The organism is Faecalimonas hominis (assembly GCF_054660755.1).
Genome location: NZ_BAAHSH010000047.1, coordinates 1 through 13,108 on the forward strand (window position 1 = coordinate 1; position 13,108 = coordinate 13,108).

13 protein-coding genes are annotated in these 13,108 nt (G+C 38.4%); 11 read left to right on the forward strand and 2 right to left on the reverse strand.

The window, feature by feature from the left end:
* Positions 1–199: 199 nt before the first annotated feature.
* From ACYQ35_RS08605 to ACYQ35_RS08630, 6 genes are read left to right on the forward strand one after another with little or no spacing between them, the layout of a single operon-like run.
* Positions 200–748, forward strand: a complete 549-nt coding sequence (locus ACYQ35_RS08605; RefSeq protein ID WP_459832321.1) for a signal peptidase I — start codon at positions 200–202, stop codon at positions 746–748.
* Positions 723–1,421: a SipW-dependent-type signal peptide-containing protein gene (locus tag ACYQ35_RS08610; RefSeq protein WP_459832325.1), complete on the forward strand. Its 699-nt coding sequence runs from the start codon at positions 723–725 to the stop codon at positions 1,419–1,421. The genes ACYQ35_RS08605 and ACYQ35_RS08610 overlap by 26 nt, the downstream gene beginning before the upstream one ends.
* 60 nt (positions 1,422–1,481) lie before the next feature.
* Positions 1,482–2,057: a hypothetical protein gene (locus tag ACYQ35_RS08615; RefSeq protein ID WP_009461598.1), complete on the forward strand. Its 576-nt coding sequence runs from the start codon at positions 1,482–1,484 to the stop codon at positions 2,055–2,057.
* Positions 2,057–7,069: an InlB B-repeat-containing protein gene (locus ACYQ35_RS08620; protein ID WP_459832330.1), complete on the forward strand. Its 5,013-nt coding sequence runs from the start codon at positions 2,057–2,059 to the stop codon at positions 7,067–7,069. Before ACYQ35_RS08615 ends, ACYQ35_RS08620 begins: the two co-directional genes overlap by 1 nt.
* 14 nt (positions 7,070–7,083) lie before the next feature.
* Complete coding sequence (locus ACYQ35_RS08625) at positions 7,084–7,686, forward strand: hypothetical protein (RefSeq protein WP_459832333.1); 603 nt, start codon at positions 7,084–7,086, stop codon at positions 7,684–7,686.
* Positions 7,673–8,287: a hypothetical protein gene (locus ACYQ35_RS08630; RefSeq protein WP_459832338.1), complete on the forward strand. Its 615-nt coding sequence runs from the start codon at positions 7,673–7,675 to the stop codon at positions 8,285–8,287. Before ACYQ35_RS08625 ends, ACYQ35_RS08630 begins: the two co-directional genes overlap by 14 nt.
* Here the strand turns inward: ACYQ35_RS08630 and ACYQ35_RS08635 are convergent.
* Positions 8,275–8,673 (reverse strand): hypothetical protein, encoded by a 399-nt coding sequence (locus tag ACYQ35_RS08635; protein WP_459832343.1) that lies wholly within the window; start codon positions 8,671–8,673, stop codon positions 8,275–8,277. The two genes, ACYQ35_RS08630 and ACYQ35_RS08635, sit on opposite strands and share 13 nt — an antisense overlap.
* A gap of 33 nt (positions 8,674–8,706) precedes the next feature.
* Positions 8,707–9,072, reverse strand: a complete 366-nt coding sequence (locus tag ACYQ35_RS08640) for a metal-dependent transcriptional regulator (protein ID WP_459832346.1) — start codon at positions 9,070–9,072, stop codon at positions 8,707–8,709.
* A 171-nt stretch (positions 9,073–9,243) separates the two neighbouring features.
* Here ACYQ35_RS08640 and ACYQ35_RS08645 point away from each other — a divergent pair, with 171 nt between their 5' ends.
* The 5 genes from ACYQ35_RS08645 to ACYQ35_RS08665 all read left to right on the forward strand — a co-directional run bounded on the left by ACYQ35_RS08645 (position 9,244) and on the right by ACYQ35_RS08665 (position 13,029).
* A complete protein-coding gene (locus ACYQ35_RS08645) occupies positions 9,244–9,456 on the forward strand; it encodes a FeoA family protein (protein ID WP_009461593.1) in 213 nt (70 codons plus the stop codon).
* A gap of 14 nt (positions 9,457–9,470) precedes the next feature.
* On the forward strand, positions 9,471–9,692 hold the full coding sequence (locus tag ACYQ35_RS08650; RefSeq protein WP_459832351.1) for a FeoA family protein: 222 nt from the start codon (positions 9,471–9,473) through the stop codon (positions 9,690–9,692).
* 67 nt (positions 9,693–9,759) lie between these two features.
* Positions 9,760–11,919, forward strand: coding sequence for a ferrous iron transport protein B (feoB, locus tag ACYQ35_RS08655; protein WP_009461591.1), 2,160 nt, complete (start codon positions 9,760–9,762; stop codon positions 11,917–11,919).
* Between the two features lie 14 nt (positions 11,920–11,933).
* Positions 11,934–12,071 (forward strand): FeoB-associated Cys-rich membrane protein, encoded by a 138-nt coding sequence (locus tag ACYQ35_RS08660; RefSeq protein WP_459832356.1) that lies wholly within the window; start codon positions 11,934–11,936, stop codon positions 12,069–12,071.
* Between the two features lie 121 nt (positions 12,072–12,192).
* Positions 12,193–13,029: a DegV family protein gene (locus tag ACYQ35_RS08665; RefSeq protein ID WP_009461589.1), complete on the forward strand. Its 837-nt coding sequence runs from the start codon at positions 12,193–12,195 to the stop codon at positions 13,027–13,029.
* Positions 13,030–13,108 lie beyond the last annotated feature (79 nt).

Consider the following 13,108-nt stretch of genomic DNA (forward strand, 5'->3'; position numbering starts at 1 on the left):
TCAAAAATGGTTTATAAAAAAATAACATTTTTGTCGAATGAAGTTGAAAAATAAATAAAATAGTCGTAATATATATAGCAGAAAAAACTGATAATCAAATTTTTTAGAGAGAAAAGAAGTATAACAAGACTCTCATAAGGAATCGTACAGAAGAAACATTTCTGTTATTTATCATGTGGAAGTGAAGGAGAGAGTCGAAATGAAAACGCAAAAAAGCAACATATTTAATCACATCTTCAAGTATATTTCTCAATTCTTTTTTATTATTTGTATAGTTCTCATCTTTGCATTAGGCGGAGTAAGGCTCATCGGTTTAAATCCCTATGTAATTACAAGTGGCAGTATGATGCCAAAATATAAAGTTGGCTCTATTGTATATATTCAAAAAGTGAATCCGGAAGAATTAAAGGTCGGAGATGACATTAGTTTTTATTTAGATGACAAGGTTGTAGCGACTCATCGAATACGTGAAATTGATGAACCAAATCGGCAGGTAAAGACATACGGCATTCACAATAAAGATTCTAACGGTAATCAAATCAACGATGCAAACCCCGTTGATTTTGATCATATTATAGGAAAGGTAAAATTTTCCCTTCCTATACTAGGCTATATTTACTTATTCGCAAGAACAACAACCGGTAAGGCAATTATTATTACGCTTCTTGCAATGGTATTGATTAGCTCAACAATTCATTATATTTACAAAAGGAGAAGAGATTATGGAGAAAAAACAGACAAGTCGTAAGACAAAACGAACAGCAATTATTGCAACATTATTGGCATGTGTATTATTAATAGGGGGAACTGTTGCATGGTTAACAACTCACGATTCATTATCAAACCAATTTACAGTTGGTAATATCAACCCAATTGACCCTACAGAGCCGGACGGTGGTCCTGATGACAAACCGATTGATAAGGACGAGTCAAAATTAAACGGAAATTTATATGAACCAGACTGGGTAGCAAATTCTAAAATATTCCCGGGAGAAACAGTTGTAAAAAATCCATATGTTGGTGTTGGAGCAGGAAGCGAAAAATGCTATGTTTATGTGTACGTTAACAATACAATGAAAAACGACAACAAGGTATATTTCACAATTAACGATGGCTGGGAAGCAGTAGAAGCAACTACAACAGGAACAGACGGAGAATATGTAGGCGGAATCTTCAAATATACAGCAGGTTTAGATGGAAGCCAGGCAACAAAAAATGTATGGACAACTACACCGTTATTTAGCGATGTAGTAGCGAAAGATACTGCAACCGGAGATGATTTCATGACAGCAGATGGAACAAAGGCCGGAGCAATCGAAGTACATTCATTCCAACATCAGATGTTTGATGGAGAAGGACAAGTAATTGACGAAGCAAACGTAGTTATTCCGGCAGCTAAAGCAGCATTTGGAATCAAATAGTAATTAAGCATACAAGAATAAGACAATAATAATGAAATAATAATCAACGAGGAGGAAGAAATGACAAAGAATAGGAAAAGAGTTGTGATGGGTTTGTTCTTAATTTTATGCTTGGGAATTTTTTCTTCCTCGGCATTTTTAATAAGAAAAATTAAGACAGATAATGTAATCACATTTGGTAATGTGAAAGTACAATTAATCAATCACACATTAGATGAAAATGGTAAAGAAGTAGAAGTAAAAGATGGTAAAGAAGAATTATTAAAATATGAAGATGTATCCCGGATTATTAAAGTGAAAAATGTTTGTAATCACCCGGTATACGTCAGAGTGAAATTGAACACAACAGGGAAAAAGAATCAAGAGATATTTCCGGCAGAAGATTATGTAAATTACAAATTTGCAGATGAGAAGTGGCGGGAGAAAGATGGCTGGATTTATTATACAGACGTCTTAGAGCCGAATAAAACGACAGAAGATTTAATGCGGGGAATAGAGTTTGATGTGAATAGATTGACCAGCGAATATGCGGGAAGCGATATTGAATTTAAAGCGGAAGTGCAGGCGGTACAAAGTGAAAATAACAGCAAAAATGTATTCGCGGTTGAAGGCTGGCCCGAGGAGGTGGCAAAATAGTGGACAAGCAAAAAAGTAGTGTGCGCAAGTATATAGCAGGTATATTGGTTTTGGCGATGCTGTTGCCGATTTTTTCCGGATTTGCCACAACGGTAAAAGCAGAAGAGCCGGTGAGAAAGATTAGCAGTTTTGATGAGTTGCTTGTATTTGCGGCGGCAAGTCAAAGTTTTGATTTTAAAGATCAAACTATCGTTTTAACGGAAGATATTGAGATTGGTGAGATAGAACAGAGCATTTTGGATCACTATGGAATTAAACATCTGACAATCGGTACAAAAGATTTGCCGTTTCAGGGAACTTTTGATGGTCAGGGGCATACAATCAAAGGTTTAAAATATGATCCAAACATTATTAAAGATGCTAACAGTGGGCTGTTTTCTTTTATAGAAAATGCTACAATTAAAAATCTGATTGTAGAAAATGCGGATTTAGACTGTATTTTCCAGGGTGGAGTTATTGTAGGTTATGCGGAAAACTCAAAATTGGAAAATATTACGGTGTTAAACAGTAAACTGAAAATATCACCTGCGAATAACGTTATTTCTCTTGTGACAAACGGTGGGGTTTCAGGTGGCGGTATTGCCGGAATTGTGGAAAATTCCCTGCTATATAACTGTGAAGTAAGTGGAACGGAAGTAGTTAATAACTCCACTTCAGGCGTTACCGGTGTCGGTGGAGAAGGTCTTTATATGGGAGGTCTTGTCGGTTGGGCATCAAGTTCCACAATAGAATATTGCCGTGCCCGCGCCAACTATGAAGGGGAAGGCGATAGCAGAGAGCTACGCAACACGGTTGTCAGAAATGATTATAAAATTGCGGTAGGTGCATTAGGCGGAAAATCTGTATATGCAGGGGGAATTATTGGCGGAGTGAATAATGGATGTCATATTATTGACTGTTTTAGCACAGCTAAAGTTTCCTTTGATGTGGCAAACTATGTGGCAGTTGGTTCAGGTATTGCCGGATATGCCGGAGGAATCACCGGTGCGTTGCGTGGAAATTCTGAAATTGTGAGATGCCATTATGCAGGGGATATTTCTTCACAACAGTACAATGCAGTTTTGGTTATACCGATTATACAGCATAATGTTAATCTGAGTGGGATTGCACGAATAGTGGATAGCGATTGTGAAGTGAGTTATTCTTACTTTAAGCCAAGCGCAATTGCCAGTGGTGTATCTATCAGGGCAGTGGGTGATAATGATGATAATGAGGTACATGGTCCAAGAGATGACGCCGCATATGAGGATATAGACTTTTGGGAATCCAAATTCTATGATTTTATAGGTGATGAGCCGCGCCAGACATATTTAAACTTAAAAACACACTATAATAAATGGGTAATGGATTATGACTTGGGTATTCCTGTTCATGGAAAATCAGTAATGGCAACCTTTGATTTTCCGGGAGCAGGCAAAGTGAAAATTGACAAGACGGCGTTGGTAAATGTTCCTGCAGAAACAAGTGACCCGTTAAGTTTTGCCATTCAAGGCGTACACCCAAGAGAAGAACAGGCGGTTACTTTAACAATGGAATTAAATGACCGTTACAGATTAACGAATTGGTATAAAAAAGCAAACATGGAGAAACACGAAGTTTCCGACATGAAAGAGATTCTTGCGCTTACACGGAATGACGGAGCGAAATTGGAAGGAGTTGAAAATCCTAAGAAAGTTTCAATTCAGGACAGGGATTTATTTGCAGCCGGAGTGGAAGCGGAAGTAACATTCTATGAGTTAGATGGTAAGACAACAGTAGCAGATGAGTGGTATAAATATGATGCAGCTCTGAAAGAATATATGCCAAATCCAATAGAGGGAAGTAAATTCTATGGTTGGACAACTATTCCAAATCCTTCTGAGGAGGAAAAAGGATACTCGGCTATTACTTCTACACAATTAAAAGATATTAAACAACAGGGGGAATTTTACCCGAATGGTGCAGCAGTAAAGAAAGAGATGAAGTTGTACCCAATCTATATTAACTCATTGGCTAATGTTCTGACGGAATTTGAAGGAAATGAACAAGATGAAAATCCAGATGTGACGCTAAGAGAGGGTGTTGGAAGAACACTTGTAGAATCAGATAAAAATAATGTCTATATTGACGTTGAAGCGGAAGGCGGAACGAAAGAATTCCCGAAGGGATACCAATTCCGTGGCTGGTATAAAAAACAGGCTGATGGAACGGAAGTATGTGTTAGCAGAGAGTACAGGTATAAAGTGCCGGACTTGACGGAAAAGGTTACATATGTGGCAAGGTTTAATTATGAAGTAGAGTATTGGGCGAAAGCATTCCATCAAGGAGAAAATAGTCCGTTTGAGGAACCTATGCTTTACACAACAATTATGCATACTTATAAGGAAACATTCCAAAATATTAATGGTCCAACTTATTGTAGAGAAGAAATTATTGGTTGGGGAACAGAGTTTAAAAACCATGGAGCAAATGGAACGTGTGATGACGGTTATGCTGAACAAATTACAACTCCACTAAAAGTATATTCTCATAACAATCGCGAAGGTGCTTACAATGCGTATGAAATTTCAATGAATACAGATTTTCCAAATTCAGGAAAAATAGATAGTATGACGGTAGGCTCACATATAAATTATACTTTTAAGTATATTCCTACTCCACTGGCTAAAGATAGGTATCATCTTCAATTTTGGACATTGGAAAAAGATGGGGGAAAGTGGACGTATACCGGGAAGAACTTGGAAAATGGTGAAAATGAAATGAATACAGGTGGACTTGATTCGTATGATAAGTACACTGGTTATGCAATGATTAGTACAGATGTTGTTTTTCATGACGAAATGGGAAATGTAAAAACAACTGTACAGAGACGCTATGACGATGCGATATTTATGTCGTCGGATAATGAACATCAATATAAGTATCCGCTTTCCGGAACTGATGTTTCTGTTGATACGGAGGACGGCGGAAAAATTTCAGGGAAATTGGAACGCAAGGCATCTCCGACAGATGAACAGATGAAACGGAACGGCTACCAATTTCTTGGGTGGATTTCAGGAAACGAAGTCGCAAAAGACAGCGCAGAGTGGAATTATATTTACGATGCGAAAGAGGAATATTGTACATCGAATGTTGAAAAAGCAGAGCCGTATTTGCTGAAAGAATATGATGGGGAACATTCTTCTTATCTGGACGAACGTTTAAAAGTAAAAGAAACAATGGATTTATATCCGGTATATGCAAAATATGATGTGACAACAACAACGAATATTCACCAGATTGAAAATCTTCCGAGCGGAATCAATTTGCCGAACAAACCAAGTTATACGGTTGAGGAATTACCGGACGAATTTGGAAAGGCAAAAGTGACGGTAACCGCAGAAAGCGGAAAAGTATCCGTACTTTCATCAGAGCCAGATGGTAAGAAATATGAATTGATGTCTCTGATTTGTGAAACAGATGGAGAGCAGCAGATACTGAAAACTGTATCAAACGGTTCGGAATATGTATACACCGGTGAGATTGTCGCAGGAAAATCATATAAGTTTATTGCAGTTTATAGCCCTGTATTAGTTCTTTATCACATGAATGATAATGACACTATAAATCCTGTTGTCAAAGATATGGGTGAACGACTTGGTGTATCACCGAATCCGGACTTTGACAAAATTGCAGATGTAGAACAGTCGTACTTTGCGGGCTGGACACAACAAAAACCACAGGCAGGGCATGTTTGGAAATTCGCTTCAAAAGAAGCGTTAGACGCTTCAAAAATTTCATTTGTTTCCAAAGATGCTGTTGTTAAACAGTTTATGGATTTGTGGCCGGTATTTGTAAAAGCTTCGATTAAGGTAAACAGTAATATTGATACCGTTATCGCGGGAGAGGGTGATAAGCCTGAGCAATATCGTAAGTTAGTAAGAAACACTGACGGTTCTATGCAGTTGGAAGCATATGAATACGACGGATATGTGTTCAAAGGCTGGTATACAGATTATAAAGACGACGGCAGCATGGGAACTAAGGTGTCGGATAAAATGGTTGTGAAGTTAAAACCGGAGCAGTTGTTTGAAGAAAAAACATACACGGCGGTATTTAATAGCGCTAATGTCGTAACTTACCACGATATGGAAGGAAATCCAATCTGTAAAGTAAATGTGGAAGAGGGAACAAGAAGTTTTGTCAATGAAAATGGAGATGTACTTGATACAGAGCCGATTTTGAAAATGAACGAACTGCTGGGGAACAGCGGAACGTTTATAGAATGGCAGTGGAAATCCGATGACAAGATGATAACATGGGATACATTTAAAAATACGCTAATTACAGCGGATATGGAACTTTACCCGTGTATTGTAAAGACAACAGCAAAGGATTCCCAGCATAGTGATTATACGGACAAAGTGGAATTCCATGTTTCAAGTCTTCCGGAAGAAAATCCTTTGGCACAGAAGGGGGCGTATATGCTGAACGGATTGTTTAAAGAAGAGTATACCCAGCCGAATTTAACGCTGCATACAGAACGACAGGTTTGGAATCCGGCGGAGGATAAGAAACAATCTATTCCAATCACAGAACTGCCTACAAAGATGTATACAACAATCACTGAAGACGGAAACAGTACATATGTCGAGGCGAGTCAGGGACCTGTATACACAAATACTTATGGAGATGCATTGCATGAATTCTTTGGAAAATTAAAACTGACAAAAGAATATGTAAATGCAGACGAAGACGGTGTTGTATATATTGATGTTGTGAAAAAAGATTCCAAAGAAACAAGAAGAATACCGATAGACGTAAGTGGCGGTAAAGGAACAACAACGGTACATCTTCCGGTAGGAGAATATCAGATAGCAGAAAACTTAGACTGGAACTGGCGAGACAATATAAAATCAACCTCCAACGTGGACGGGCAGGGCAATATTGCAATTCGCATCGGTGCAGAGGAAGAGGTTGTTATTCAGAACGAGCGCGTAAATGAGAAATGGCTTGACGGTGCGGACAGAAAGAAAAATATTTATCAGAAATAAAGGAGTGATACGCTGTGAAAGAAAAGAAAATAGGGAAAAAAATATCGATTGCGTTGCTCCTTTTGACTGTCATAATAGCAGGTGTTACCATCGCATATTTACAGAGTAAAGGTAATTTGACTAACCAATTTGACGTAGGGAAAGTAAGCGCCAAGATTGAAGAAAATTTTGACGGACAGGTCAAAAGTGATGTAAGAGTTACAAATACGGGAAATATGCCGGTATATGTCAGATGTAATCTTTCTGTTTACTATGAGACATCGAAGGGAAAAGAACAAGATTCGGAAGCAGAAACAAAAACAGATAATATATCAATCAATGTTCCGAAAAAAGACGAAGATTATACTTTACAATTTCCAGATGGGTTTAAGGATAACTGGCTGGAGATAGACGGAATTTACTATTACCGCAAACCTCTTCAAAATGGTGAATCCGTACAATTTATCAAAAATTGTAAAGAAGTGAAGAAGAAAGATGGAGAAAAACTGGTTGTGGATATTTCCACACAGTCCATTCAGGCGGAGCCGGAAAGAGCGGTGTCTGATGCCTGGAAAAAGGTAGTAGTCGATTCTGAAACAAAAGAATTAAAGGAGGCAGTGAGAAATGAAAATAAATAAGTGGAAAACTGCATTCCTTGTATGCATTCTTGCGTTATTGTTTGTTCCGAGAGAAGCATATGCGAAAGAAACGCCGACCATTATTTATAATGGACAGAAGAAAACATTTGATTTAAAGAACATATCAGAGAATGATTTGTTTAAAGAATTAAAAGGATTAATGCCGGGTGATAGTGTGGAACAGCAAATTATCATTCAGACAAAAGATTTAACAAAAGAAACCAGTTTATTTCTGGAGGCGGATTGCAAAGACGAACAGGAACTGTTAAAAGATATGCAATTTTCTGTAAAGCAGGACGGAAGAGAAATCAGTCAGAGTGCAGTGTCATTTAATCAAATAAGATTAGGACAATTTAAAGGTAACTCGACAGTTAAAGTGACGGTTACATTGGAAGTACCTGTGACGGTTGGCAATGAAATTGCAGAAAAAGAATACAATACAGAATGGACAGTGATTGCACAGGAAGATGGGAAAGATATTAATTCAAAACCTATAAAAACGGGAGATGATTTCCCGATAGCAATGAGTATGGGAATCCTTGTGCTTTGTGCGGCAACAATTGTATATGTTTTAAAAAGAAAGAATCATCATAATCCATAATAAAAAGTGTTGCAAACTGAAAAAACAGTTGCAACACTTTTTTGTTTAGAAATATCTTCAATGGATATATATTTTCTCTCAAGATTATGGCTGTAGAAGTCGGTGGTATATATCTCTTTTTGTGCATATGAAACGGTTATTTTACCTTGTATAGATGTTTTCTCATTTTGAAAAGGATATGTTGCTATTTCAAAATCAATAGTTGCTGTTACGGGTAAGCGTTCTTGATTTTTATCTGTTATCAAAAAGCCATATAAGGTATGTGATTTCTTCTCAATCTTCGGAGTTTTAAAGGAATGATACATGAATTGTACAATACACAAAACTCCAATAATCAAAAGAATAGAAAAGAAAATAATGATAAATTTTTTGAAAGATTTTTTCATATGCATTCTCCATTCTTTGAAGGTATTCCCTTTTTAATGCACGTGTCGTTTAATTGCCTCAAAACTCTCTTTACTGATAACGTGTTCCATCTTGCAGGCGTCCTCCGATGCGATTTCTTCCGGTACGCCAAGTCTGACAAGCCATGCGGTAAGTAATTCATGTCGCTCATAAATCATCTCCGCAATCTCCCGCCCGGCATCTGTAAGATAAATAAATCCTGCATCAGTAACTGTAATCTGATTTTTTTCACGAAGATTTTTCATTGCCACACTTACGCTGGACTTTTTGAATCCCAGTTCATTTGCTATATCTACAGAACGGACAACAGGAAGGGTTTTACTTAACACTAATATTGTTTCAAGATAGTTTTCAGCAGATTCATTAATTGCTGTTTTCATCAATAAAATTCTCCTTTGTCTATAAAATTTTGTGTTCGATTTCGTCTTTGTAAGTATAACATATAAAGAAGAAAAAAACAAATTCGGATAAAGTTATTGACAGTGTACTATGGTTAGAGTATACTAACGATAGATGAAAATGTTTATCAATATCAGAAAGAAGAGGGTGTAATGATGCCATTATCAATGATGAGTACAGGACAGGAAACGATAATTAAAAAAGTGGGCGGTAAAGAAGAGACAAGAAGATTTCTTGAAAATCTCGGATTTGTCACGGGAGGAACAGTTACGGTTGTATCGGAAATAGGTGGAAATCTGATTGTAAATGTGAAAAATTCCAGAGTTGCCATCGGAAGAGACATGGCAAATAAAATTATGGTATAGGAAGGGACGAGAGTATGAAAACATTAAAACAAATACCTTGCAAGACAACTGCCAAGGTGAAGAAATTACATGGGGAAGGCCCGGTAAAGAGAAGAATTATGGATATGGGAATTACAAAAGGGGTGGAAGTTCTCGTAAGAAAAGTAGCGCCGCTTGGTGATCCGATTGAAGTTACAGTCAGAGGATATGAATTGTCCATACGAAAAGCAGATGCAGAAATGATAGAAGTAGAGTAATTTTTTTAACTACGGGTTAGTTAAAACTAATAAAAACAAGAAAAAACAAACTTAAAGGAGAAACGATATGGCAATAAAGATAGCACTTGCGGGAAACCCCAACTGTGGTAAGACAACGCTGTTCAATGCGTTGACCGGGGCGAATCAGTTTGTGGGAAACTGGCCGGGGGTAACGGTAGAGAAGAAAGAAGGAAAACTAAAAGGGCATAAAGATGTGATCATTATGGATTTACCGGGAATTTATTCCCTCTCTCCATACACACTGGAAGAAGTTGTGGCGAGAAACTATTTGGTAGGGGAACGTCCTGATGCCATTTTAAATATCATAGACGGAACAAACATGGAGAGAAACTTATATCTCTCCACGCAGTTAATGGAACTTGGAATTCCGGTAATCATGGCGGTAAATATGATGGATATTGTGGAAAAAAATGGCGACAAAATCCATATTGATAAATTAAGCAGGAAACTTGGCTGTGAAGTTGTGGAAATCTCAGCGCTGAAAGGTAAGGGGATTACAAAGGCGGCTGAAAAAGCGGTCGGCATCGCGCAGAAAAAGAAAAGCGCTGAAAGAATACACGAGTTTTCAAAAGAGGCGGAAGACATTATTGAAAAGGTAGAAAATAAACTGTCGGGAATTGTTCCAAAGGAACAGGAAAGATTTTTTGCAATCAAATTGTTAGAAAAAGATGATAAGATTGCGGGCGTGATGAAGAAAAATGTTGACGTATCAGCAGAGATTAAAGAGATGGAAGACGCGTTTGATGACGATACGGAAAGCATTATCACAAATGAGAGGTATATTTATATTTCTTCTATTATAGAGGAATGTCTGACAAAATCGAAAAAAGAAAAAATGACTACGTCAGATAAAATCGACCATTTTGTTACAAATCGTTGGCTTGCTCTACCGATTTTTGCGGTAGTTATGTTCTTGGTTTACTATGTTTCGGTCACGACGGTAGGAGACTGGGCGACAGCATGGGCGAATGACGGAGTGTTTGGAGAAGGTTGGCATCTGTTCGGAATAAAATCAATTACTGTACCTAGTATTCCTGCTTTAGTAGAAAGCGGATTAAATGCCATCGGCTGCGCAGACTGGTTACAGGGACTTATTTTGGACGGTATTGTTGCAGGTGTAGGAGCGGTTCTCGGATTTGTTCCACAGATGCTTGTACTTTTCTTCTTCCTTGCATTTTTGGAAGCGTGTGGCTACATGGCGAGAGTTGCATTTATTATGGATAGAATTTTCCGCAAATTCGGTCTTTCGGGAAAATCATTTATTCCGATGTTAATCGGAAGCGGTTGCGGTGTTCCGGGGATTATGGCATCGAGAACAATTGAAAATGACCGTGACCGTAAAATGACAATTATGACAACAACATTTATACCGTGCGGGGCGAAACTTCCGATTATCGCACTGATTGCCGGAGCGTTATTTGACGGAGCATGGTGGGTGGCGCCAAGCGCTTACTTTGTAGGTATTGCTGCAATTATCTGCTCGGGAATTATTTTAAAGAAAACAAAAATGTTTGCGGGAGATCCGGCGCCGTTTGTTATGGAACTTCCTGCATACCATATGCCGACAGTGCGAAATGTATTGAGAAGCATGTGGGAGAGAGGCTGGTCATTTATTAAAAAAGCGGGAACGATTATTCTTCTCTCAACAATTGTACTCTGGTTCTTAATGAACTTCGGCTGGATAGACGGAACATTTAAAATGCTTGAGCCGGAACAGTTGGACAGCAGTATTTTATCTGCAATCGGCGGCGTGATTGCTCCGATTTTCGCACCGCTTGGCTGGGGTGACTGGAAAATGGCAGTGGCAGCAGTTACAGGATTAATTGCCAAAGAAAACGTTGTAGGTACATTTGGTATCCTGTTCGGATTTGCGGAAGTAAATGCGGATAATGGTATTGAAATCTGGGGGCAGCTTGCAGCGAGCATGACAGCGCTGGCGGCGTATTCTTTCCTTATTTTTAATCTTCTCTGTGCACCTTGTTTTGCCGCAATGGGAGCGATTAAAAGGGAAATGAATAATGCAAAATGGTTTTGGTTTGCAATCATATACCAGACATTACTTGCATACGTAGTTTCGCTTTGCGTATATCAGGTTGGAATGCTTGTGACAAACGGAGTATTTGGAATTGGAACGGTAGCAGCGTTTATCTTAATAGCAGGATTCCTATATTTACTGTTCAGGCCACAGCGTGAAATGAAAAAATAAGAGGAGGCATATTTATGGGAACAATGATAGCGGGACTGATTGTATTGGCAGTGGTCGGCCTATCTGTAAGAAGTATGATTCGTGATAAAAAGAACGGCAAATCACTACAGTGTGGTGGAAATTGCAAAAACTGTGGAGGACATTGTCACTAGAAAATAAAATAAATCGAAACTGATTGTCGGAAAGTTTATAAATCTTTAATTGCTTTTTCTTCTCAATATGATATATTTATTCGTTGTTATACGGATAGACGGTTGTAGGAGGAGAAGAAATATGATGATTATTACGGACTCGGCTTCTGATATTACTTTACAGGAAGCGCGGGAGATGGGCGTTGAAATGGTATCTCTGCAGATTAAGTTTTCGGACGGAGATTTTATTCAGGAGAAAGAAGAAGACTTTTGCAGATTTTTTGAGAAACTGGCTAAGGAGAAAGATTTGCCTGTGACGAGCCAGCCATCACCGGAAGATTTTCTGAAGTTATATCGTGAAGCAAAGGAGAAAGAGGAGGACGTATTAGTCATCACCCTTTCCGGTGGATTAAGCGGAACGGTAAATGCTGCGAATCTTGCCAAACAAATCAGTGAATACGACAGAGTTTGGATTGTAGATTCGGAGCAGGCGATTATTACACAGCGTTTTCTTGTTCAGCGTGCGGTATCCATGCGCGCGGAGGGAAAAAGTGTTGAGGAGATTGTTGCCTGTCTGGATAACCTGAAAAAACGCTTAGTCGTATGTGGTATGTTGGATACGCTGACATATTTGAAAAAGGGCGGAAGAATTCCTGCGCCTTTGGCAGTTATCGGTAATATGCTTCAGATTAAACCGATTATTGAACTGAAAGATAAGGTTTTGGTCATGCTGGGCAAGGCGAGAGGAAGAAACGGCGGAAAGAAGTGTCTTTGGAAAGAATTTGAATCGTACGAGATAGATGAAAAAGAACCGGTTTATTTCGGATACACTTCAAATAAAGAGATTGTGCAGCAATTTATGGAAGAAACCGTTGAGAAATATGGAATTAAGCAGTATGCGATGTATGCGGTGGGAGGAATTATCGGTACACATGTGGGACCGTCCTGCATTGCAATCAGTTTTGTGAAAAAGAAATAAAGAATGTGCGAAAAGCCTGTGTAAATTTGTTTATGCAGGCTTTTTCTTTATGTTGACAACTTACCCTCTTTCTCATATA